Below are 22,920 nucleotides of genomic sequence, written 5' to 3' on the forward strand. Positions count from 1 at the left end.
GCCAGCGCGCCGGCCCCGACGGCCCGTGTGCAGGAACGCCCTGCCAGAGCACCCCTTCGCTGTAGCGATCCATGCATTGCGTATTTCCCCTTAGCCCCTGTGACGGCGCAAGCCGTTGATTTCGCTTAACCTTGACGTTCGCTTTTCTCCTGTGCCAAGTCCTTTCCCCATGTCCTCCAAAGTCCAGTTCCGCCTGCGCGTATACAACGACAGCACCATTGCCATCGGTCCCGGCAAGGTGCAGTTGCTCGAAGCCATTGCCGAGGCGGGCTCCATCTCGGCTGCAGCGCGATCGCTGGGCATGTCCTACCGGCGCGCCTGGGTGCTGGTCGACGAGATGAACCGCGCGCTGCAGACGCCGGCCGTCAACACCAGCGCCGGCGGCGCCCATGGCGGCGGCGCCTCGCTCACCTCCACGGGCGAAGCCATCGTCAGGCATTACCGCTCCATAGAGACCACGGCGCGCATGGCGGCGGCGGCCGATATCGCCGCGCTGACGCGCCTGCTCAATCCCCAGGGAACGAGCGCATGAGCGCGGCCGGCTCCACGGCGCAGGCCATCGCCTGCCGCCCCATCGGCCATGTGCGCAGCCGCTTCACCGACCCGGTGGGCATGCCCATACAGACGGCGGGCGCGGCCGACGAGGCCGGCAGCGTGGAGCTGCTGCCCGAGTTCGAGGCCGGGCTGCGCGACATCGAAGGCTTTGACTACCTGATCCTCATCACCCACCTGCACCAGGCCGTGGAAAAGCTGGAAGTCGTGCCCTTCATGGACGACAGCAGCCACGGCGTGTTCGCCACGCGCGCCCCGGCGCGGCCCAACCGGCTGGGCCTGTCCATCGTGCGCCTGGTGCGGCGCGAAGGACTGCTGCTGCATTTCCTGGGCAACGACATGCTGGACGGCACGCCCGTGCTCGACATCAAGCCCTACGTGCCCAGGCTGGATGTGCGCCAGACCGAGCGCATAGGCTGGTTCGGCAAGCGCATAGACCAGATGCCGGACATCCGCGCGGACGCCCGCATGGCCTGAGCCTGCTTCGGCAGCAACGGCAACAGCCCTCAGTGGAAATTGCGGCTTGCCACGCCGGCGCCGCCCAGGCGGCCCAGCCAGCGGCTCATGTCGCGGGCGCGGTGCACGATGAGATGGCGCACGGCGGGCACCTCCTGGCTGGCCTGCTCTGCAGGCGCTGGCTCGCCGCAGTCCTTGCCGCCGCCCCAATCCGAGCTGCTTTGCCAGATGCCCTCCACCGCCAGCAGCCGCGCGCCCAGCAAGGGCTCGCCCCAGCGCGTGACGGTATCGGGCCAGACCACCAGGTTGACCGTGCCCGTCTCGTCCTCCAGCGTGATGAAGAGGGTGCCCTTGGCCGTGGGCGGGCGCTGGCGCACGGTGACGATGCCGCAGGCCCGCACGCGCATGCCCGCCAGCGTGTCGCGCAGCTCCAGCGCCGTGCGCAGCCCGTGGCGGCGCAGGCGGTCACGCAGCAGGGCCAGCGGATGGCGGCGCAGGCTCAGGCCCGTGGCCGCGTAGTCGAACAGGATTTCCTCGCCCTCGGGCGCGGCGGCCAGTTGCACGGGCGCCTCGTGCACGGGCACGCCCGCGAACAACGGCGGCTGCACCTGCAGGGCCGCCGCATCCCACATCTGCTGGCGGCGGTGGCCTGACAGGCCCTGCAGCGCATCGGCCGCCGCCAGGGCCTGCAGCTCGGCGCGCTGCAGCCGGGCGCGCAGGGCCAGGTCCTCGGTGCTCCTGAACGGCGCCTGCGCGCGGACCTGCGCCACGCGCTCGCCCGAAGTCTTTGGCAACTGCGCCACCATGCACAGACCCAGGCGCACGGCCGGCTGCGGCAGCTCGACGCCGGCAATGCGCTCGTGCGGCGCCTCCAGCGTGCAGTCCCAGTCGCTGTGGCGCACATCGACGGGCAGCACGCGCACGCCGTGGCGGCGCGCGTCCTGGATCAGCTGCGAGGGGGTGTAGAAACCCATGGGCTGGGCATTGAGCAAGGCCATGAGGAAACAGGCCGGCTCATGGCGCTTGAGCCAGGCGCTGGCATAGGCCAGCATGGCGAAGCTGTAGGCATGGCTTTCTGGGAAGCCGTATTCGCCGAAGCCCAGCATCTGGCGGAAGATGGCCTGGGCAAATTCGGCGCTGTAGCCGTTGGCCAGCATGCCGTCTATCAATGGGCGCTCAAAGCGGTGCACGCCGCCCTTGCGCCGCCAGGCGGCCATGGAGCGGCGCAGCTCGTCGGCATCTCCCGCCGAGAAATCTGCCGCAATCATGGCGATCTGCATCACCTGCTCCTGGAAGATGGGCACGCCCAGCGTGCGCTTGAGCGCCTTCTCGAGCGCGGGCTTTTCCAGGACCAGCTCGCCGCCCTGCCGCCGACGCTCGCGCGCCTGCAGATAGGGATGGACCATGCCGCCCTGTATGGGGCCGGGCCGCACGATGGCGACCTCGACCACCAGGTCGTAGAACACGCGCGGCCGCAGCCGGGGCAGCATGCTCATCTGCGCGCGGCTCTCGATCTGGAAGGTGCCCACGGTGTCGGCGCGGCAGATCATGTCGTAGGTGGCGGCGTCCTCCTTGGGGATGTCGGCCAGCTCCCAGCGCGGCCCGCGCAGCGCGGCGCGTGCCTTCAGGCTGCCGCGCAGCACGGTGAGCATGCCCAGGGCCAGCACATCGACCTTGAGCAGATTCATGGTGTCCAGATCGTCCTTGTCCCACTGGATGACCGAGCGGCCCTCCATGGCGGCCGGCTCCACGGGCACCAGCCGCGTCAGCGGCCCGTCGGTCAGCACAAAGCCGCCCACGTGCTGGCTCAGGTGGCGCGGGCTGTCGCGCAGCTGCAAGGCCAGCTCCAGCCACAGCCGCGCACGCTGGGGCGACAGTTGCGGGCAGTCGTCGCCCAGCCGCTCGCGCAGCCGGGCCAGGCGCAGCAGCTTGGAGCGCACCCAGCCCAGGGCGGGGTCATCGGGTTCGGGCTCCGGCTCGGCCGCCTGGTCCTCGGCATCGCTGAACCAGTGGTGCTGCCGGGCCATGGCGTCGATCAGCGCCGCATCCACACCCAGGGCCTTGCCCGCGTCGCGCAGTGCGCCACGCGTGCGCCAGCAGCTGACCACGGCCGTCAGCGCCGCACGGTCACGGCCGTATTTTTCGTAGATGTACTGGATGACGGTCTCGCGCCGCGCGTGCTCGAAGTCCACGTCGATATCTGGGGGCTCGCTGCGCTCGCGGCTGATGAAGCGCGCGATCAACAGCGTCTGCAGGGTGGGATCGACGGCCGTGATGCCCAGGCAGAAGCAGACCACCGAGTTCGCGGCCGAACCCCGGCCCTGGCACAGGATGTCCTGACTGCGAGCGAATCGCACGATGTCGTGCACGGTGAGGAAGTACATCTCGTAGCCGCACATGGAGATCAGCTTCAACTCGTTGTGCAATTGCTTGCGCACCTTCTTGGGAATGCCTTCGGGATAGCGCCCCGCCGCTCCCTGCCAGGTATGCCAGGCCAGGGTCTGGCGTGCATCCATGCCGGGCAGCACGCTTTCCTGCGGATAGTGGTAGCTGATCTCACTGAGCTTGAAATCGCAGCGCGCGGCAATCTGCAAGGTTGCATCCAGCATGGCACGTGGATAGATGCCGCCCAGCCGCAAGCGCGAGCGCAGATGCCGCTCGGCATTGGGGTGCAGCTCGAAGCCGCACTCGGCCACCGTGCAGCCCAGGCGCAGCGCCGTCACCAGGTCCTGCAACGGCTTGCGCGAGCGCGCATGCATGTGCACATCACCGCAGGCCACGCAGGACAGGCCCAGCAACCCTGCCACGTCCTGCAGGCTTTGCAGCCACAGGCTGTCGTCTGGAGCCAGCAGCAGCTCCACGCCCAGCCAGCAGCCCGGCCCCAGCTGCGCCACGGCGGCCTGCACGGCCTCGGCCATGGCGGGCACATCGCCGGGCAACAGCTGCGCACGCTGCGGCACAACGATGCATTCGCAGCCTTCACGCAGCAGATGCCAGGGGCTGTCGGCATCGACCAGGTACCGGCCCTTTTCGGCACGGGCGCGCGCCGCGCTGATGAATTCGCAGAGGTTGCCCCAGCCGTTCAGATCGCGCGCCAGCGCCACCACGCGCAGCGAGCCCCAGGCGAATTCGCTGCCATGGATCAGCGCCATCTCGCAGTCGCGCGCGGCCTCGAAGGCGCGCACGGCGCCGGCCACCGAGCATTCGTCGGTCAGGGCCAGCGCCTGGTAGCCCAGGGCCTTGGCGCGCTGCACCAGTTGGGCGGGCGAAGAGGCGCCGCGCAGAAAGCTGAAGTTCGACAGGCAGTGCAGCTCCGCATAGCCGGGCAGGCCCGGGCCCGATGCCATACCGGACACCGGCCCGGTGGCCTGGGGCGGGGGCTGCAGCCGCTGCAGCTGCGGGGGCGGCGGCTCCAGCAGGATGTCCTGTTCAGCCATAGATGCCTTGCGCAAACCAGGCGGCGGGCGACAACAGGGCCGGCATGCCTGGCAGCCGCTCCGATGCAGGCGTGCGCTCGCGGTAGATCCAGACATGGCCGACAGCCGCGTTGCTGGCCACGAAATAGTCACGCACGGCCAGCGCCGCATCGGCCTGCGGCTCTCCCCACCAGCCGGCCTCCAGCCGATAGGGGCCGGCCAGCAATTGCAGCGGCCCCTGCCAGCAAGGGCGGCTGCCCTGCAGGAGCAGCGGCTGGGGCGGATCGAGCAGCCAGGGCGGCAGCAGGCCCTGCCAGGGGTTGGCCGCCTTGCGCGCGTGCGCGGGCCGCCGCGTTGCCTGCGGGGTCTGCAAGGCCTCGCAGGCCGGGGTCCAGCGCTGCATGGCCTCGGGCCGGTGGTCCGATTGCAGCTGCGCCACCCGCACGCCCTGCGCACCACGGCGGGCAGAGACGCGCTCCACCCATTCATGCCAGGCCATGCCGCTGGCCGCGCCTGCCCCATCTGCCGCGCCTGCCGCCTCGCCCAGTGGCGCCGGGCCGGGCGCGGCCGGTGGCAGGCAACTGCCGGCATCGGCCGCGAAAGGCGCGGTGTCCAGCGCCACCAGCTCCAGCATGTCCGCAGGCGCGCGCCAGGGCGTGCGGGCCAGGCGTTCGCGCAGCAGGCGCTCCATGTGCTCCAGCGCCTGGGCGGGGCGGGCCGTGCGGATGTCCAGCGCTTCCCAGGCCGGCAGCTGCGTGCCGTCCACGCGACGCAGATCGTGGTGCCAGCGCAGTTGCAGGCCCAGCACGCCCTGATGGCGGGCCTGCAGCCAGGCCTGCAGCGCAAGCAGCAGGGGCCGGGCGGCCTGCAGCAGGGCCTGGGCGTCGCTGGCCGGATATCCCAGGTCGGCGCGCAATGCAAAGTGCTCGGGCAGCTCCAGCCAGTCCAGCGCATGGGGGCTGCTGCCATAGGCCTGGTCCAGCGCCAGCAGCGCCGGCAGCCCGATGCGCCGCGCCAGGCCCGCGCGCGGCAGGGCGCGCAGCTCGCCCCAGCGGCGGCAGCCCATGCGCTCCAGGGCCGGCGCATGCGGCTCCAGTGCGGGCAGTGTCCAGATGGGCAGTGCGTCGGCAGGCGGCCAGGGCTGGCGCGAATCCGTGCCCTGCATGCGCCAGCGCAGACGCGCCAGCGCCTGCCATGCCGTGGCGCCCCGGGCCCAGAACGGCATCCGGGGGCCGCCCGCCTGACCGCCCTCGGGCTGCTGTTCGCGCAGCGCGCGCAGCAGGCCCAGCAGCATGGCCTGGCGACCGCCCCACAGGCGCTCCACGCTGCCCACCTCCATCAACGCCACGGCCTGCCCTGCCCCGTACCAGAGGGCCACGCGCGGCGTCCAGCGCAGGGCCCACCAGGCCTGCTGCGCGCAGGCACTGCGTTCGCCATCACTGTCGCCGTTGCCCTGGCCATCGCCCTGCGCGACATGCAGCGGCCAGGCAATCCAGTGCAGTGCTTGATTCGGCTGTGCCATGGCATCTCACCCCAGGGTATGCGCTGCCGCCTGCAGGGCGGGCGCCTCGGCGGGCAGCAGTTGCCCGTGTCCATGAAGCCAGCGCTGCGCCTCGTCCGCCTGCCGGGTGCGCCGCTGGGCCTGGGCCTGCAGCACGTCCTGCCAGGCCCAGTGGTGCAGGGGCAGCTTCAAGGGATGCTCCAGCGCAGGCCCCCGGCGCTTGAGCAACTGCACGCGCAGGCAGGCTGGCGTGCCGCCTTCGCCCGGCTCCCCCAACTCTGTCTCCACGCGCAGCCGCAGCGGCGCGGGCGAGGCCACCGTCTGCAGGGCGGCCGAGGCCTCGCGCCACAGCCACAGAATGCGCCCCTGCGCAGCGGCCGCCCATTGCAGCCGGCGCAGCGTGGCCATGGGCAGACCGGCTGGCAGCCAGGCCAGCACGGCCAGCACGTCGCGGCAGCGCAGTGCCTGCTCACAGACCCAGGCCAGCCCTGCCCCATCGCCTGCCGGGTGGGCGCCGGGGTGGGCGCCCGGGTGGGTGTCGGCCTCCACGCAGCACAGCCGGTGCGCCGCCACGCCTGCCGCTTCCAGCCCCGGTGCAAAAGGCCTGCAAGGCGGCGCCACCAGCACCACCTGGCCCGCGCTGCGCTGCATCAGGGCCGCCAGGCCCGGCAGCAGCAGCGGCCACTCGGCATGGCCATGCGCGGGTTGCAGCAGCTCGACCATGGCACCCAGCGGCCAGCCCCCGCCCGGCAATTGCGCATCCAGCAGCGCATGGCCCGAAGGCTGAACGCGCTGCTGCAGCGCCTGCTGCCAGCCATCGCCACGCCACACGCCCTGCAACTGAGGCAGCACACGCGCCGCGCCCGCCATGAGGGCGGGCTGCGCAGTTTGGGAGGCGTGGGGGGTGGTCATGGGGAAAATCTCAAATACTGTATGAATATACAGCACTCTTGATTTCCAAGAGATCCACGGATGTAAAAAAGCCGGGCAAGCCCGGCTGTCTCAGTGCGCTGGCGCTCTCGCTGCGCCGCCCGCTGGGGGTGTGGCGTCGATCTGCATGCAGGCTTCGCACCATTGCGCGACCGCTGTGTCCACGGCGTGGGTGCGGGCGTTAATGGCGGGCCAGCGGCGCAGGCAGGCGTTGACGATGGCCTGAAGTTGCCACAGTGCCTCGCGGCTGAGCAGGGCCAGTTCGCTCATGCCCTGCACATCGTCCTTGAGGTAGGCCAGCAGGTCGGTTTGCTGACTGGGATGCAGGCCGGCCTCGGCCAGCTGCTTTTGCAGGCCGCCGATGCTGGAGTCGATGTAGACGGCCGCCTGGTGGTCGGGCATGGCCTGCCAGCGCTCGGGGAAGGCCTGGCTGAACGTGTCCCACATCTGGAAGGCGGCCGACAGGGCGGCCACGCTGTGCGTGACCTCGGCCTGCAGCGGCGGCAGCGGCGTGCCCGGCGAGATCTCGTCGTACAGCAGCGGCAGCAGGATGCCGACCAGATCGGCCGGATAGCGGCGGTGGTTCATGCGCAGCATCAGCGACAGGCGCTGGCCGGGCAGGTCCTGGAATTTGTCGAAGAAGGCCGAGACCACCTCGGCCAGCAACAGGATACGGCCCATTTTGGAGATGGCTTCGCCATGCACGCCGCGCGGATAGCCCGTGCCGTCCATGCGCTCGTGGTGCTCGAGCACGGCCATTTCCACGTCCTGCGAATACGCGCCCGCGCCCCGCATGATGAGCATGCCGGTGACCGAGTGCGCCACCAGGTGCTTGCGCTCGGCGCCCGTGAGCCGGTAGTTGGGGTCGGTCCAGGCCGGGTCCATGTAGAGCATGCCCACGTCGTGCAGCAGGGCCGCCGTGGCCAGCGGGCCACATTCACGCTCGCTCCATTCGCTTTGCAGCGCCAGGTAGACGGCCACCAGCATCATCTGCAGGCTGTGGGCGAACAGCTCGGGCCGCTGCTCGCGCATGACCGTGAGCTTGAAGGCGATCTGCGGCGGCAGCACCATCAGGCGCAGCGGCGCCAGCAGCCGGTCCGTGCCGCCCAGCGACTGCACCAGGCGGCGCATCAGGTCCACGGTTTCGCACTGCACCATGGCCTGGGCCTCGATGGCCAGCACGTCCACGCGGTTGTCCACGCCCAGGTGCTTGTCGATGGGGTCGCGCAGCTTGTGCTTGACCAGGCGCTCGTACATGTTGCCGTCGATGCGCGCACCCTTGTCCACGAGCTTGACGCCCTTGTCGTTGAAGATGGGCTCGCCGGTGACCACGTTGCAATGCTCGGCCATGTCGGTGACGGCGCGCAGGAAATGCACGCCCTCGTCCTTCCATCCCTGCGCTGTCGGTGGATTGCGCACGGCCGCGACATCCGTCATAGAGGCTCCCATTGGCTCGAAATCTGAAATATAAGCAAAAGAGCCCGCGCAAGGCGGGCTCTCGTTGCGCAGGCCAGCCAAGGCAGGCCGTGCACGGCAACATCAGCGAATCAGCGTCACGCCGGTCTTGGACTGGATGTCCTCGAAGCTCACTTCGGGGGCCAGTTCCACGAGCTTCAGGCCCTGCGGCGTCACGTCCATCACTCCCAGGTCGGTGATGATACGGTCCACCACGCCCACGCCGGTCAAAGGCAGGGTGCAGGCGGGAAGAATTTTGAGGTCGGTCGTGCCGTCCTTCTTCTTTGCCACATGTTCCATGAGCACGATGACGCGCTTGACGCCCGCCACCAGGTCCATGGCGCCGCCCATGCCCTTGACCATCTTGCCGGGAATCATCCAGTTGGCCAGATCGCCCTTCTCGGACACCTGCATGGCGCCCAGGATGGACAGGTTGATCTTGCCGCCACGGATCATGGCGAACGACTGGTCGCTGCCGAAGATGGACGAGCCGGCAATCGTCGTCACGGTCTGCTTGCCGGCGTTGATCAGGTCGGCGTCCACGGCATCCTCGGTCGGGAAGGGGCCGATGCCCAGCATGCCGTTCTCGGACTGCAGCCACACTTCCTTGTCACCCGTGTGGTTGGCCACCAGGGTGGGAATGCCGATGCCCAGGTTGACGTAGAAGCCGTCTTCGAGTTCTTGGGCCGCGCGGGCGGCCATCTGGTCTTGGGTCCACGGCATGGTCAGGCTCCTTGTTTTTCTGTGATGGTGCGCTTTTCGATGCGCTTTTCGGGATTCGGGTTGTGCACGATGCGGTGCACGTAGATGCCGGGCAGATGGATGTCGTCCGGTGCGATCTCGCCGACCTCGACCACCTCTTCCACTTCCACGATGCAGACCTTGCCGGCCGTGGCGGCGGCAGGGTTGAAGTTGCGCGCCGTCAGGCGGAACTGCAGGTTGCCGCTCTTGTCGGCCCGGTGGGCCTTGACCAGGGAGACATCGGGCACGAGCGAGCGCTCCATCACATAGGTCTTGCCGTCGAATTCGCGCAGCTCCTTGCCCTCGGCCACCATGGTGCCCACGCCGGTCTTGGTGAAGAAGGCGGGAATGCCGGCGCCACCGGCACGCAGCTTCTCGGCCAGCGTGCCCTGGGGCGTGAATTCCAGCTCCAGCTCGCCGGCCAGGTACTGGCGCTCGAACTCCTTGTTCTCGCCCACATACGACGAGATCATCTTCTTGATCTGGCGCGTCTCCAGCAGCTTGCCGAGGCCAAAGCCGTCCACGCCCGCATTGTTGGAAATCACCGTCAGGCCCTTGGCGCCGCTGTCACGCAGCGCGTCGATCAGGGCCTCGGGAATGCCGCACAGGCCGAAGCCGCCCACAGCCAGCAATTGCCCGTCGGCCACGACGCCCTGGAGCGCCTGCTCCGCGGAGGGGTAGAGCTTTTTCACACATGTCTCCTTCAGATTGGATGCGCTACGATACTACGTACTTACATAGGTAGTTTTTCGTAAAGATTTGCCCATGGATATAGATTACCGGCTGGCGTTCGAAGCCGCCCCCGTCGGCCTCGTGATCTCGCGCAATCGCACCATGATCGACTGCAACCGCCAGGTCTGCGAGATGTTCGAGGCCTCGCGCGAGGTGCTGATCGGCCAGACCTTCCAGATCCTCTACCCCAGCGCCGACGAGTACGAGCGGCTGGGCGCGCGCATCGCGCCCATTCTCAACGCCCGGGGTTTCTACTCGGACAACCGCATCATGAAGCGCGCCAACGGCGAAACGTTCTGGTGCCATGTCACGGGCCGCACGCTGGACCGCAGCGACCCGCACGCATCGGGCATCTGGAGCTTCGAGGACCTCAGCGCCCACCGTCCCGTCAAGGCCGAGCTCACGGGGCGCGAGCGCGAGGTGGCCGCCCGCCTGCTGGAGGGGCTTACCTCCAAGGAAATCGGCCGCGCCCTGGCCATCAGCCACCGCACGGTGGAGATCTACCGCGCACGGCTGATGCGCAAGTACGGCGCCTCCACGGCCGCCGACCTGGTCCACAAGCTGGTCTCTGGCTGACAGGGCGACGGCCTACACGGGCCGTATCCGCCCGCGCAACACAATGCCTTGGCAAAAAGCATGCCCGGCACGGCGCATGCGGGTGGCGGTGAAATTTTTTGGCTATGGCGCAGTTGAGATTTGCCAATCGCCAAAGCCTTGCCGCATCCATAGAACGAAACAACAATAAAAGCAATTCGATAGCACGCAGCTATTGATTTTCCAAGCGCCGCGCTGCCTGAGTGCAAGCCGGCGCCGCTACCACCCCTCGATCAAGGAGAGACCATGACCCACAAGCTCACCACCGCCGCAGGCGCCCCGGTTGCCAACAACCAGGATTCGCTCACGGCCGGCCCGCGTGGCCCGATGCTGTTGCAGGACCTGTGGCATCTGGAAAAAATGGCCCACTTCAACCGCGAAGTGATTCCCGAGCGCCGCATGCACGCCAAGGGCTCGGGCGCCTTCGGCACCTTCACCGTGACGGGTGACATCACGCGCTACACCCGCGCCAAGGTGTTCTCCGACATCGGCAAGCAGACCGAAGTGTTCGCGCGCTTTTCCACCGTGGCCGGCGAACGCGGCGCGGCAGACGCAGAGCGCGATATCCGCGGCTTCGCCGTCAAGCTCTATACCGAGGAAGGCAACTGGGACCTGGTGGGCAACAACACGCCGGTGTTCTTCTTCCGCGACCCGCTCAAGTTCCCCGACCTGAACAAGGCCGTCAAGCGCGACCCCTACACCAACCTGCGCTCGCCCGAGAACAACTGGGACTTCTGGACCGGCCTGCCCGAGGCGCTGCACCAGATCACCATCGTCATGAGCGACCGGGGCATTCCGCGCGGCTACCGCCACATGCACGGCTTCGGCTCGCACACCTACAGCTTCATCAACGCCAGCAACGAACGCCACTGGGTCAAGTTCCACTGGGTCTGCCAGCAGGGCATCGAGAACTTCACCGATTCCGAGGCGGCCTCCGTCGTCGCCTCCGACCGTGAAAGCAGCCAGCGCGACCTGCTCGAAGCCATCGAGCGCGGCGAGTTCCCGCGCTGGAAGCTGTGCGTGCAGATCATGCCCGAGCATGAAGCCGAGACCTACCGCTTCCACCCCTTCGACCTGACCAAGGTCTGGAGCAAGCAGGACTACCCGCTGATCGAAGTGGGCGTGATGGAGCTCAACCGCAACCCGCGCAACTACCACGCCGATGTGGAGCAGGCCTCGTTCACGCCGGCCAACCTGGTGCCGGGCATCGGCCCCTCGCCCGACCGCATGCTGCAGTCGCGCCTGTTCTCGTATGGCGATGCCGCACGCTACCGCCTGGGTGTGAACCACCACCAGATCCCCGTGAACGCGCCGCGCTGCCCCTACCACGCCTACCACCGTGACGGCGCCATGCGCGTGGACGGCAACTACGGCGGCACCATCGCCTACGAGCCCAACACCAAGGGCGAGTGGCAGGAGCAGCCCGCCTTCGCCGAGCCGCCGCTGGCCCTGCACGGCGCGGCCGACCGCTGGAACTACCGCGAGGACGATGCCGACTACTTCACCCAGCCCGGCGACCTGTTCCGCCTGCTCACGCCCGATGCGCAGCAGCGCCTGTTCGAGAACACGGCGCGCAACATCGCCGGCGTGTCCGAGCACATCGTGCAAAAGCACATAGCGCACTGCACCCAGGCCGACCCGGCCTACGGCAAGGGCGTGGCCGATGCCATTGCCCGCCAGAAGGCCGGCACGCTCTGACCGGCTGATGCCCACGGCAAAACGCCCCCGCATCGCCGGGGGCGTTTTTCATGGCGCGCCCTGCCCTCAGGCCACGGCCTTGAAGGCGGGAAGCTTGTCGCCCAGCCGCTTGCCCATCTCCGTGCCCAGCGCCTGCAGGCCGCTCATGGGGCGCACCATGACCTCGAATTCCCGGATCAGCCCCTGCTCGTCGAAACGGATGAAGTCGATGCCCTTGAGGTTCTTGCCGCCCACGCTGGCGCTGAACTCCAGCACCACGTCCAGGCCGTCATCGCTGGCCATCTGGCGGTGGTAGGCGAAGTTCTCGAACACCTGAACCACGGTGGACAGCGCCAGCATCAGCGCGGGTGCCGAGGCATAGGGCGTGTTCGCCATGGGCGAGCGGAACACTGCATCGGGATGGACGATGGTGTGCAGCTCGCCCAGGTCGCTGGCGGCAACCATGCGATGCCACAGCTGCAGGGAGCGGGCGACTGCGGGATGGGCGTTCTTCGGGGGCTGGGACATGCTTGTCTCCTGGTGGTTGAGGTGGAAAACGGAATCGGGCGGCGCCCTCAAAGGCTGGCCGCCAGCGTGGTGCCTTGCACGATGGCGCGCTTGGCGTCGAGTTCGGCCGCCACGTCGGCGCCGCCGATCAGGTGCACGCTGCAGCCCGCCGCGCTCAGGGCCGCATGCAGCTCGCGCTGCGGCTCCTGGCCCGCGCAGAGCACGACGTTGTCCACCTCCAGCAGTTGCGGCTGGCCGTCCACGGTGATGTGCAGCCCGGCGTCGTCGATGCGCTCATAGGCCACGCCCGAGCCCATGGCCACGCTGCGCGCCTTCAGCGAGGTGCGGTGTATCCAGCCCGTGGTCTTGCCCAGCTGGTCGCCCACCTTGGTGGACTTGCGCTGCAGCAGGTGCACGCGGCGCGGCGAGGGCTCGGCCTGCGGCTGCGCCAGGCCGCCGGCCCGGGCGTAGCCGGTGTCTATGCCCCACTCCGCATAGAACTTGCGGGGCGCCACGGCGCCGCTGTCGCCGGCATGGGTCAGGTACTCGGCCACATCGAAACCTATGCCGCCCGCGCCGATGATGGCCACGCGCTCGCCCACGGGCCTGTCGCCCTGCAGCACGTCCAAGTAGCCGAGCACCTTGGAATGGTCCACGCCGTCGATGGCGGGAACGCGCGGCCGTATGCCCGTGGCCAGCACGATCTCGTCATAGCCGCCCTCGATGAGCTGGGCGGCCTCCACGCGGTGGCCCAGGCGAAGGTCCACGCCGCCCAGCTCCAGCTGGCGGCGAAAGTAGCGCAGCGTCTCGTAGAACTCCTCCTTGCCGGGCACCTTCTTGGCAATGTTGAACTGCCCGCCGATCTCGCTGGCCGCATCGAACAGCGTCACCGCATGGCCGCGCTGCGCGGCGGTGACGGCAAAGCTCAGGCCCGCCGGGCCGGCGCCCACCACGGCGATGCGCTTGGCGGCGGGCGCGGGCGCAATCACCAGCTCGGTCTCGTGGCAGGCGCGCGGGTTGACCAGGCAGGAGGTGATCTTGCCGCCAAAGGTATGGTCCAGGCAGGCCTGGTTGCAGGCAATGCAGGTGTTGATCTCGTCGGCCCGGCCCTGGCGCGCCTTGCGCACGAAGTCGCCATCGGCCAGCAGCGGCCGGGCCATGGAGACCATGTCGGCATAGCCCTCGGCCAGCAGGCGCTCGGCCACTTCGGGCGTGTTGATGCGGTTGGAGGTGATCAGCGGGATGCCCACCTGCCCCATCACGCGATGCGTGACCCAGGCATAGGCGGCGCGCGGCACCTTGGTGGCGATGGTGGGAATGCGCGCCTCGTGCCAGCCTATGCCCGTGTTCAGCAGCGTGGCGCCTGCGGCCTCGATGGCCTGGGCCAGCGCGATCACTTCCTCCAGCGTGGAGCCGCCCTCCACCAGGTCCAGCATGGACAGGCGGTAGATGATGATGAAGTCCCGCCCCACACGCTGGCGCGTGCGCCGCACGATCTCCACCGCAAAGCGCATGCGGCCCGCGTAGCTGCCGCCCCATTCGTCATCGCGGTGGTTGGTGCGCGCAGCGATGAACTCGTTGATCAGATAGCCCTCGGAGCCCATGATCTCCACGCCGTCGTAGCCCGCATGCCGGGCCAGGGCTGCGCAGCGCACGAAGTCCTCGATGGTCTGCTCCACCTCGTCGCCCGTCAGCGCATGCGGCACGAAGGGGTTGATGGGCGCCTGCAGCGCGCTGGGCGCCACCAGCCCGGGCTGGTAGGCATAGCGGCCGAAGTGCAGGATCTGCATGGCGATCTTGCCGCCCTCGGCATGGACGGCCTGCGTGACGATGCGGTGCTGGTCCGCCTCGTGCTCATTGACCATCATGGCGCCGCCCTTCATGGGCCGGCCGCGCTCATTGGGGGCAATGCCGCCCGTGACGATCAAGCCCACCTCGCCGCGCGCGCGCTCGGCGTAGAAGGCGGCCATGCGCTCGAAGCCGTGGGGCGCCTCCTCCAGGCCCACGTGCATGGAGCCCATGAGCACGCGGTTTCTGAGCGTGGTGAAGCCCAGGTCCAGTTCGGCATTCAGGTGGGGGTAGTGGGTCATGCCTGTCTCGCTTTTTTATGCAACTGATTGCATGAATGTAGTCAGCCTCCTTTATTTATGCAACTGGTTGCGCAAAAAATTGCAGAAATGACTGCAGCGCTTGGCCGCACCTCCATGCAGGCCCGTAAGATGGCGCCCAGCTCCAGCGCCTTTCTTGTTGCCGATGTCCCTGCCACACGCCCTTCTCACCGCCTTGGTCGAGCACCCCTGCTCGGGCTCGGAACTTGCCGAGCGCTTCGACCGCTCCATCGGCTACTTCTGGAACGCCACGCACCAGCAGATCTACCGCGAACTCGCGCGGCTGGAGGAGGCGCAATGGATCGAGGCCCTGCCCGCCGAATCCGGCCGGGGCCGCAAGCGCCAGTACCGCATCCTGCCCACGGGCCGCAAGGAGCTCAAGCGCTGGGTGGCCGAGCAGGAAGACCCCAAGCCGCTGCGCGAGGAATGGATGGTCCGCCTGCGTGCCGAGGCGGTGGTGGGCCCCTGCGGACTGCAGGACGAAGTGCAGCGGCTGCTGGCACTGCACCAGGCGCAGCTGGACGTCTACCAGCGCCTGGAGCAGCGCGATTTCCTGGACAAGCCGCCCACGCGCGAGCGGCGGCTGCAGCACCTGGTGCTCAAGGCCGGCATACAGCAGGAGCAGCTGTGGATAGGCCTGCTGCAGGAAGCCCGGGAGATCCTGGACATGCCGGCCAAGCCCTGAGGAGCGGTTGCGACGACTGAGACTGCCGAGACGGCTGAGAAGGTCGCGACGGCCGCCTCAGCCCTTGTTCAAGCCGTGCAGCGCCAGCCCCGGCGCCTCCAGCCGGGCACGCAGAATGCGCCCGTGCGTGGAGTCCGTCACATACAGCGTGCGGCGGTCCGCACCGCCAAAGGCCAGGTTGGTGAGCGAGCTTCCCGGCACGCCACGCAGCACCTGCACGGGCTCGGCACGGTGGTTGAGCACCCACACCAGGCCCAGGCCCGGGTTGGCCACCAGCAGCCGGCCCTGGTCATCCACGGCCAAGCCGTCGGGGCCGCTGGGGCCGTAGGAGGTGAAGAACTGCCCCACCTTGGCCACGCTGCCATCGGGCAGCAGGGGCACGCGCCAGACGCAGTTGCCGCGTGTCACGGCCAGGTAGAGAACGCGGCCGTCGGGCGACAGCGCCACGCCGTTGGGGCTGGGCACGTTGGCCAGCAGCAGGTCCAGCCGGCCGTCCGGCCGCAGGCGGTACAGGCGGCCGCTGGGATCGTGCAGGCCGCTCTGGCCCTGGTCGGTGAAGTAGAGGTTGCCCTCGGCATCGAAGACCAGGTCGTTCACGCCCTTGAAGCGCTCGCTGTTGCGCCGCTGCAGATAGGGGCTGATGCGCCCCGTGGCCACCTCCAGGCGCATCAGGCCGTTCTTGTAGTCGGTGATCAGCAGCGTGCGCTCGTCAAGGAACTTCATGCCGTTGGGCTCGCCGTCGTACTCGGCCACCAACGTCCAGGCGCCTTGCGGATCGATGCGGAACACGCGGCCCCAGGGAATGTCGGCCACGTACAGATGGCCGGCCGCGTCGAACACCGGCCCTTCGAGGAAGGAGTCGGTCACGGCGCCGCTGCGGTTGGCATCGGCCCAGTCGCTGCGCTCGGGGTGGCGCAGCGCGTCGGGCATGGTGGTGAACGATTCGAGTTCGCAGACCTGGGGGGCTTGCAGCAGGAACATGGTGTCTGTCTTTCTTGGAGTGTCAGGCCGCGCCGTCGAAGCCATACAGCCTTGCGGGGTTGTCCACCAGGATGCGGTCCATGGCCTCGTCCGTGCCCGCCCAGGCCTGCAGCAGGTCCACCAGGTCGGCATCGTTGACGGAGCCCGGCGCCTCGGTGGTGTGCGGCCAGTCGCTGCCCCAGACCAGGCGCTCGGGCGCGGCGCGCACCAGATCGCGGCCCAGCGGCAGCGTGTCGGCATAGGAAGGGCCGCCCACCGATGAACGCATATAGGCGCCGGAGAGCTTGACCCAGGTGTTGCCGCCGTCGAGCAGCCGGCGCAGCGCGGCATGGGCCGCGCCCTCCATGCCTTCAGCCGGGTCGATGCGGCCCAGGTGGTCCACGACCAGGGGCACAGGCAGCGCACCCAGCACAGGCTCCAGCGCCACCAGCTGTTCGGGCTGCACAAAGACCTGCACATGCCAGCCCAGCCGTGCAACCCGGTGCGCCAGCGTGACCAGCATGTGAGCCGTGGTCTCGCCCCAGGACTGCGGCGAGACAAAGTTCACGCGCACCCCGCAGACGCGGTGCGCGGCCAGCCGGTCCAGCTCGGCATCGGCCACGTCGTGGGCGACCACGGCCACGCCGCGTGCCACATCGCCCAGGCGATCCAGCGCATCGAGCGTGCAGGCGTTGTCCGTGCCATAGGTCGAGGGCGTGACCACCACGGCGCGCGAGGTGCCCAGGCGCTGCTGCAGTTGACGGTACATGGCCACGTCGGCCTGCGGCGGCGTGCGCGGCCAGTGCGGCGACGGCGCAAAGCGCGCATCGAAGATGTGCATGTGGCTGTCGCAGGCCAGCGGCGGCAGCGTGCGCAAAGGCCGGTTCGTGCCGGCCGAATGCGCAACGGCGATGGTCGATGCGTTCATGGCCATGCGCTCAGTCCAGCACGATGGCGCCCTTGCGCACCACCTCGCCCCACTTGGCGTCTTCCTTCTGGAGGAAGGCGGCGAACTCGGCCGGCGTCGATGTCATGGGCTGAGCGCCCAGGTCGCTCAGGCGCTGGCGCACCTCGGCTTCCTGCAGCACCTCGGACAGCGCCTGGTGCAGGCGCGCGGCCACGGGCTCGGGCGTGCCCGTGGGCAGGAAGATGCCGTTCCACTCATAGGCCTCGTAGCCGGGAATCACGGTCTCGGACACGGTGGGCACATCGGGCAGGCGGGCCGAGCGCTGGGGCGCCGCCACGGCCAGGGCGCGCAGCTTGCCACCCGTGACCAGCGGATAGGTGGCCGCCATGGTGCCGAACATGAAGTCCACCTGCCCGCCCATCACATCGGCAATGGCCGGCCCGCCGCTCTTGTAGGGCACGTGGACCATGTCCAGATCCAGCCGCTGGCGGAACAGCTCGGCCGCCAGGCGCTGCACCGTGCCGCTGCCGCCCGAGGCGAAGTTGATCTTGCCCGGCTGCGCCTTGGCCCTGGCCGCCAGGTCGGCCACGCTGCGCACGGGCGAGTCGGCCTTGACCACGACCACATTGGGCATGAGCAGCACCAGCGACAGCGGCTGCAGCGCGCTGCGCGCGTAGGGCAGCCTGGCAAACAGATGCGGGTTGATGGAAAACGGCGTGGCGTCGTAGAGCACCGTGTAGCCGTCGGCGCGCGCCTTGGCCACCTGGCTGGCGCCAATCGTGCCGCTGGCCCCGGGCCGGTTGTCCACGATGATGCTGGTGCCCAGCCGCGCGCCCATGCGCGTGGCCAGCAGGCGCGCGGCCGCGTCGGCGCCGCCGCCGGGCGCATAGGGCACGACCAGGGTGATGGGACGCTCGGGAAAGGCGGCCTGGGCCACGGCGGCGGCCAGGGCGCAGGCCGCGATCAGGGTTCCGGCAAGGAATTTCATGGCTTGTCTCCAGATTTTTTTGAGGGGCGGCGGCCGAATCAATCCGCCTTCAGGTTCAGTTCGCGGGCGATCTGCGCATAGGACGCCGCTTCGCTGGCCACGCGCTGCGCGAAGGCGCTGCCGCAGCTCGACTCGGCATCCATGCCCAGGCCGTGCAGCTTGTCCGCAGCCGAGGCACTCTTGGCAAACTCCACGGCCACGCGCTCCAGCGCCTGGGCCACGCCGTCGGGAATGCCGGCCGGCGCGAGCACGCCGTACCAGACATCGGCCGAGTAGTCGCCGCCGCCCGCTTCTGCAAAGGTCGGCACCTGGGGCAGCAGGGACGCGCGTTTGGGCGAGGCCACGGCCAGCGCCGTGAGCTTGCCGCTGCGCACCTGGGGCAGCACCGAGCCCAGCGTGGCGAAGGAGCTGTCGAGCTGGCCGCCCATGAGATCCGTGACCACGGGCGCCGCGCCCTTGTAGGGCACGTGGTTGAGCTTCAGGCCCTTGGCCCGCGCAAACATCTCGGTGGCGAAATGGCCCGAACTGCCCATGCCCGCCGTGCCGGCCGTGACGCTGCCGGGCCGGCTGCGCGCCTGGTCCATGTACTCCTGCAGGCTGCGCGCCGGCATGCCCGGCCCCACGACCAGCACCGTGGGGCTGCTGGCCACCGTGCACAGCGGCCGGAACGAGCGCACCACGTCGAACTTCACGCGGCCCTGGTACAGCGCCGGGATCATGCTGTGGTTGGTGGCGCCGAACAGCAGGGTGTAGCCATCGGCCGGCGCACCAGCCACGGCCTGCGCGGCCACGATGGTGTTGGCCCCGGGCTTGTTGTCCACCACGAAGGGCTGGCCCAGCGCCTTGCCCGCATGGTCGGCAAAGGCGCGCGCCACCACGTCGGTGGGGCCGCCCGCCGCAAAGCCCACGACCAGCCGCACGGGCTTGGCCGGATAGTCCTTCTGCGCCAGCGCGGGCTGGGCGCCCAGCGCGGCCAGCCCCACGGCGGCCAGCAGGCTGCCGCGCAAGGCCAGGCGGCGGACCTCTTGGAAATTCCTCGACATCGCTTGTCTCCTCAAATCACATGCATGCACATGCATGGGCCAAGAGCGCGCACGGCGCCCCTGCCCTGGCTCAGACGCCGGCCGCCGCAGGCACGCGGGCCAGCACCTCCAGCACATTGCGGGCCGCGCCCACGCCCATGTTCACGTAGGCATCGCCGGTCACGCCGCCGATATGGGGGCTGAGCACGAAGTTCCTTTCGCCCTGGAACGGGTGGCCGGCCACCATGGGCTCCACCGCAAAGCTGTCCAGCCCTGCGGCCGCCACCTGGCCCGAGCGCACGGCGGCCAGCAGCGCGGCCTCGTCGATCAGGCCGCCGCGTGCGGTGTTGACCACGATCACGCCGCGCTTGCAGGCCGCCAGCGTGGAGGCGCCGAGCATGCCCCGGTTTTCCTCGGTCAGCGGGCAGTGCAGCGAAATCGCGTCGGACTCGCGCCAGATGGTTTCCAGGTCCACGGGCTGCACGTAGGCGGGCAGGTTCTTTGCGAAGGGATCGAAGCCGATCACGCGCATGCCCAGCGCATCGGCCATGCGCGCAAAGCGCAGCCCGATGGCGCCCAGCCCCACCAGGCCCACGGTGCGCCCGCCCAGCTCCAGGCTCTTGTGCGTGGCCTTGTCCCAGTGGCCTGCGTGCATGCGGGCATCCAGCGCCACCACCGACTTGGCGCAGGCCAGCAGCAGGGCCAGTGCCTGCTCGGCCACGGCCGCCGCGTTGGCGCCGGCCGCAGCCACCACGGCAATGCCGCGTTCGGCGGCGGCCGCCTTGTCGATGGTGTCCGTGCCGCTGCCGTGCTTGGAGATCACGCGCAGCGAGGGCGCCGCGTCCATCACGGCCGCGCCCACCTTGCCGTAGCGCACGATGATGGCCACGGGATCATGGGCGCGGCACAGCGCGACCAGGTCCTCTTCGGTGGGCGTCTTGCCCGCATAGACGATGTCGTGCTGCGCCAGCAGCTCCAGCGCCTGTTGCGCCAGATCGGCGCCGGTGACGATGATGGTGCTCACAGCGATTCCCCTTCCTTGAGCACGCCGGCCGCGCGCAGGGCTGCGGGCAGCCACTTCGATGCGGTGTCGCCGCGCGCAATGGCCTCGATGCGGGCGGCTTCGTCCGCCACCTTCTTCACGGCCAGCTCCAGCATGGCGGGGGCCTTGGCGCGCTCGATGACGACCACGCCATCGGCATCGCCCACCACCAGGTCGCCCGGGTGAACCGTCGTGCCACCAGCGGAGATGGTGTGGTTGATGCGGCCCGGCACGAACTTGGTCGGGCCTGCGGGATTGAAGCCTGCGCTGAACACGGGGAAGTCCAGCTCCAGCAGCTCCAGCCGGTCGCGGATGGCGCCGTCCACGATGACGCCGGCAAGGCCCAGCTTCTTGCAGGCGCTGAGCATCAGCGTGCCCATGAGCGCCGCCGTCTGGTCGCCCTTGCCGTCGATGACCAGCACGTCGCCGGGCCGGGCCAGCGCGATGGCGGCGTGGATCATGAGGTTGTCGCCGGGGCGCACCTCGACGGTGAAGGCCGGGCCGGCCACCTTCATGCCCTGGTGCACGGGCGCCACGCGCGCATGCATGGTGCCGCGGCGGCCCGCCACGTCGGCCAGGATGGCGGCCTGAAAGCCTGCTGCGCGTTGCACGACTTGGGCGTCCACGCGCTCTATGTCACGGATGATTTCTGGGAGTTGGCTCATGATGGTCCAGTGAGATGAGGTGAAGGAAAACAGGAAGAAGCAAGCGCGTCAGTCGGCCTTGATGCCGGCCTCGCGGATGAGTTGGGCCCACTTGGCGGAGTCGGATTTCTGCAGCTCGCCCAATTGCCGCGGCGTGCCTCCGACCAGGGCCACGCCCAGCCGCTCGCCCAGTGCCACGACGGCCGGGTCCTTGAGCGCCTGGCCGATCTCCTGGTTCAGCCGCTGCACGATGGCGGCCGGCGTCCTGGCCGGCGCAAAGACGGCCTGCCACTGCTCGACCACGAAGTCGCCGATGCCGGCTTCGGCCATGGTGGGCACGTCAGGCAGGGCCTTCAGGCGCGCCGCCGAGGTCACGGCCAGCGCACGCAGCTTGCCGCCCTGCACATGGGGCAGCGCCGCGGCCACGGGGGCGAACATGAACTGCACCTGGCCCGCCAGCGTGTCCTGCAGCGCGGGCGTGTCGCCCTTGTAGGGCGCATGGATGAAGCGCACGCCGCCCTTTCTTTGCAGCAGCTCGCCCTGCATCTGCAAGATGGTTCCGCTGCCGCCCGAGGCAAAGGCCAGCCGGCCCGGCTGCGCCTTGGCGGCGGCCAGCAGATCGGCCACCGACTGGCAGGGCTGGGCCGCGCCCACCACCAGCAGATGGGGGATGGTGCCTATGGTGATGACCGGCTCGAAGCCCGCAATCGGGTCATAGGGCAGCTTGCCCATGAGGTGGGGCGCGATCGCCTGCGGGCCGATGGAGGTGCCCAGCAGCGTGTGGCCGTCCGGCGCCGCCTTGGCCACGTAGGCCGCGCCGATGGTGCCCGTGGCGCCCGCGCGGTTGTCCACGATCACGGTGCTGCCCAGGGCCTTGCCCAGTTGCAGTGCCACCTGGCGGCCCAGCACATCGGTGCTGCCGCCGGGCGGGTAAGGCACGACCCAGGTGATGAGCTTGCCTGCCGGCCATGCGGGCTGCGCCTGGGCGGCGGGGCTGCACAGCGGCCCCAGCAGGGCGGCGCCGCCTGCGGCCAGCAGGGCGCGGCGCGCGGGATGGAAGGTGTTCATGGTTTGTCTCCTGCTTGTGTGCAAAGCGATGTCGGCGCTGCCGTCTCGAAGCCGTACAGCGCCCGGGGGTTGTCCACCAGCACGCGCTGCAGCGTGGCGGCACCGCCGGCATGGGAGGTCCAGTCGGCCAGGCGGTCGATCTGGCGGGCGTCATCGGGCAGGGGCTGCATGCCTGCCAAGGCGCTGACATGCGGCCAGTCGCTGCCCCAGAGCACGCGCTCGGGCGCGCAGTGCAGAAAGCTGGCGGCCAGGGCATCCAGCGCCGGGTCTTCGACCGACTGCAGCGCGCTGACGATGTAGCCGCCGGACAACTTGACCCAGGCCCTGCCGCCCTCCAGCAGCTCCAGCAGCAGCGCATGGCCCGCATGGCGCCCCGCCTGCACCGGGGCGATGCGGCCGAAGTGGTCGAACACCAGCGGCACCGGCAATTGCCGCAGCACGCCGGCCAGGGACGCCAGCAGGTCCGGCGCCATCAGCAGCTGCAGGTGCCAGCCCAGCGGCGCGATGCGGCGGGCCAGCGGCACCAGCAGCTCGGCCGTGCCCGTCACGCCCAGCGACAGGTTCAGCCGCACGCCGCGCACGCCCAGGCCGTGCAGGCGCTGCAGCTGGTCATCGCTTTCACTGCCATCGATCACAGCCACGCCCCGCGCCTGCGGGCCGAGGGCGGCCAGCCCATCCAACATGCAGCGGTTGTCGCTGCCGTAGGTGGACGGCGTGACCAGCACGCAGCGCGAGGTGCCCAGGCGCCGCTGCAGCGCGCGGTAGTCGCCGGCCGAGGCGTCGGGCGGCAGCAGCCGCGCGCCCGGGGTTGCCGGGTAGCGGCCGTCATAGACATGCACATGGCAGTCGCAGGCATCCGGGGGCAGCGTGGCACGGGGCCGGGCGCTGCCCTGCGAGAAACGGACGGGCACGGCAAGGCTGTCGCAGTCCATGGC

At 69.4% G+C, this 22,920-nt stretch carries 21 protein-coding genes; 5 read left to right on the plus strand and 16 right to left on the minus strand.

Features of this window, described 5'->3' with window-relative positions; translation table 11 throughout:
* The first annotated feature begins 169 nt into the window (after positions 1–169).
* Both DACI_RS21480 and tsaA read left to right on the plus strand, forming a co-directional pair.
* Positions 170–532, plus strand: coding sequence for a winged helix-turn-helix domain-containing protein (locus DACI_RS21480; protein WP_013802017.1), 363 nt, complete (start codon positions 170–172; stop codon positions 530–532).
* A complete protein-coding gene (gene tsaA / locus DACI_RS21485) occupies positions 529–1,029 on the plus strand; it encodes a tRNA (N6-threonylcarbamoyladenosine(37)-N6)-methyltransferase TrmO (RefSeq protein WP_012206063.1) in 501 nt (166 codons plus the stop codon). Before DACI_RS21480 ends, tsaA begins: the two co-directional genes overlap by 4 nt.
* Positions 1,030–1,058: 29 nt before the next feature.
* Here the strand turns inward: tsaA and DACI_RS21490 are convergent, their stop codons facing one another.
* The 6 genes from DACI_RS21490 to DACI_RS21515 form a co-directional block, all read right to left on the minus strand.
* The gene (locus tag DACI_RS21490; RefSeq protein WP_012206064.1) at positions 1,059–4,445 is read right to left on the minus strand and encodes an error-prone DNA polymerase; all 3,387 of its coding nucleotides are present in this window, start codon (positions 4,443–4,445) and stop codon (positions 1,059–1,061) included.
* Positions 4,438–5,946, minus strand: coding sequence for a DNA polymerase Y subunit UmuC family protein (locus DACI_RS21495; RefSeq protein WP_012206065.1), 1,509 nt, complete (start codon positions 5,944–5,946; stop codon positions 4,438–4,440). Before DACI_RS21495 ends, DACI_RS21490 begins: the two co-directional genes overlap by 8 nt.
* Positions 5,947–5,952: 6 nt before the next feature.
* A complete protein-coding gene (gene imuA / locus DACI_RS21500; protein ID WP_012206066.1) occupies positions 5,953–6,837 on the minus strand; it encodes a translesion DNA synthesis-associated protein ImuA in 885 nt (294 codons plus the stop codon).
* A 90-nt stretch (positions 6,838–6,927) separates the two neighbouring features.
* Positions 6,928–8,292, minus strand: a complete 1,365-nt coding sequence (locus tag DACI_RS21505; protein WP_012206067.1) for an HD-GYP domain-containing protein — start codon at positions 8,290–8,292, stop codon at positions 6,928–6,930.
* Between the two features lie 102 nt (positions 8,293–8,394).
* The gene (locus tag DACI_RS21510) at positions 8,395–9,033 is read right to left on the minus strand and encodes a 3-oxoacid CoA-transferase subunit B (RefSeq protein ID WP_012206068.1); all 639 of its coding nucleotides are present in this window, start codon (positions 9,031–9,033) and stop codon (positions 8,395–8,397) included.
* A 2-nt stretch (positions 9,034–9,035) separates the two neighbouring features.
* Positions 9,036–9,743 (minus strand): CoA transferase subunit A, encoded by a 708-nt coding sequence (locus DACI_RS21515; protein ID WP_012206069.1) that lies wholly within the window; start codon positions 9,741–9,743, stop codon positions 9,036–9,038.
* Between the two features lie 73 nt (positions 9,744–9,816).
* On the opposite strand from DACI_RS21515, the gene DACI_RS21520 reads away from it, so the two are divergent.
* Both DACI_RS21520 and DACI_RS21525 read left to right on the plus strand, forming a co-directional pair.
* Entirely contained in the window at positions 9,817–10,359 is a 543-nt protein-coding gene (locus DACI_RS21520) for a PAS and helix-turn-helix domain-containing protein (protein ID WP_012206070.1), read from the plus strand.
* A 264-nt stretch (positions 10,360–10,623) separates the two neighbouring features.
* Entirely contained in the window at positions 10,624–12,075 is a 1,452-nt protein-coding gene (locus tag DACI_RS21525; protein WP_012206071.1) for a catalase, read from the plus strand.
* Positions 12,076–12,141: 66 nt separating this feature from the next.
* Here DACI_RS21525 and DACI_RS21530 read toward each other — a convergent pair whose 3' ends face one another.
* Entirely contained in the window at positions 12,142–12,582 is a 441-nt protein-coding gene (locus DACI_RS21530; RefSeq protein ID WP_012206072.1) for a nuclear transport factor 2 family protein, read from the minus strand.
* Positions 12,583–12,629: 47 nt separating this feature from the next.
* The gene (locus DACI_RS21535; RefSeq protein WP_012206073.1) at positions 12,630–14,651 is read right to left on the minus strand and encodes an NADPH-dependent 2,4-dienoyl-CoA reductase; all 2,022 of its coding nucleotides are present in this window, start codon (positions 14,649–14,651) and stop codon (positions 12,630–12,632) included.
* 163 nt (positions 14,652–14,814) lie between these two features.
* On the opposite strand from DACI_RS21535, the gene DACI_RS21540 reads away from it, so the two are divergent.
* A complete protein-coding gene (locus DACI_RS21540; protein WP_012206074.1) occupies positions 14,815–15,354 on the plus strand; it encodes a PadR family transcriptional regulator in 540 nt (179 codons plus the stop codon).
* A 57-nt stretch (positions 15,355–15,411) separates the two neighbouring features.
* On the opposite strand, the gene DACI_RS21545 is transcribed toward DACI_RS21540, so the two are convergent.
* The 8 genes from DACI_RS21545 to DACI_RS21580 all read right to left on the minus strand — a co-directional run bounded on the left by DACI_RS21545 (position 15,412) and on the right by DACI_RS21580 (position 22,917).
* The gene (locus tag DACI_RS21545) at positions 15,412–16,335 is read right to left on the minus strand and encodes an SMP-30/gluconolactonase/LRE family protein (RefSeq protein ID WP_012206075.1); all 924 of its coding nucleotides are present in this window, start codon (positions 16,333–16,335) and stop codon (positions 15,412–15,414) included.
* A 22-nt stretch (positions 16,336–16,357) separates the two neighbouring features.
* On the minus strand, positions 16,358–17,248 hold the full coding sequence (locus DACI_RS21550) for an amidohydrolase family protein (RefSeq protein WP_012206076.1): 891 nt from the start codon (positions 17,246–17,248) through the stop codon (positions 16,358–16,360).
* A gap of 4 nt (positions 17,249–17,252) precedes the next feature.
* A complete protein-coding gene (locus tag DACI_RS21555) occupies positions 17,253–18,209 on the minus strand; it encodes a tripartite tricarboxylate transporter substrate binding protein (RefSeq protein ID WP_012206077.1) in 957 nt (318 codons plus the stop codon).
* A gap of 38 nt (positions 18,210–18,247) precedes the next feature.
* On the minus strand, positions 18,248–19,252 hold the full coding sequence (locus tag DACI_RS21560) for a Bug family tripartite tricarboxylate transporter substrate binding protein (RefSeq protein ID WP_012206078.1): 1,005 nt from the start codon (positions 19,250–19,252) through the stop codon (positions 18,248–18,250).
* Positions 19,253–19,322: 70 nt separating this feature from the next.
* Positions 19,323–20,255, minus strand: coding sequence for an NAD(P)-dependent oxidoreductase (locus DACI_RS21565; RefSeq protein WP_012206079.1), 933 nt, complete (start codon positions 20,253–20,255; stop codon positions 19,323–19,325).
* Complete coding sequence (locus DACI_RS21570) at positions 20,252–20,938, minus strand: RraA family protein (protein WP_012206080.1); 687 nt, start codon at positions 20,936–20,938, stop codon at positions 20,252–20,254. Before DACI_RS21570 ends, DACI_RS21565 begins: the two co-directional genes overlap by 4 nt.
* Positions 20,939–20,986: 48 nt before the next feature.
* The gene (locus DACI_RS21575) at positions 20,987–21,985 is read right to left on the minus strand and encodes a Bug family tripartite tricarboxylate transporter substrate binding protein (protein ID WP_012206081.1); all 999 of its coding nucleotides are present in this window, start codon (positions 21,983–21,985) and stop codon (positions 20,987–20,989) included.
* The gene (locus tag DACI_RS21580) at positions 21,982–22,917 is read right to left on the minus strand and encodes an amidohydrolase family protein (RefSeq protein WP_012206082.1); all 936 of its coding nucleotides are present in this window, start codon (positions 22,915–22,917) and stop codon (positions 21,982–21,984) included. Before DACI_RS21580 ends, DACI_RS21575 begins: the two co-directional genes overlap by 4 nt.
* Positions 22,918–22,920 lie beyond the last annotated feature (3 nt).

Source organism: Delftia acidovorans SPH-1, assembly GCF_000018665.1.
In the GTDB taxonomy this organism is placed as follows: domain Bacteria; phylum Pseudomonadota; class Gammaproteobacteria; order Burkholderiales; family Burkholderiaceae_C; genus Comamonas; species Comamonas acidovorans.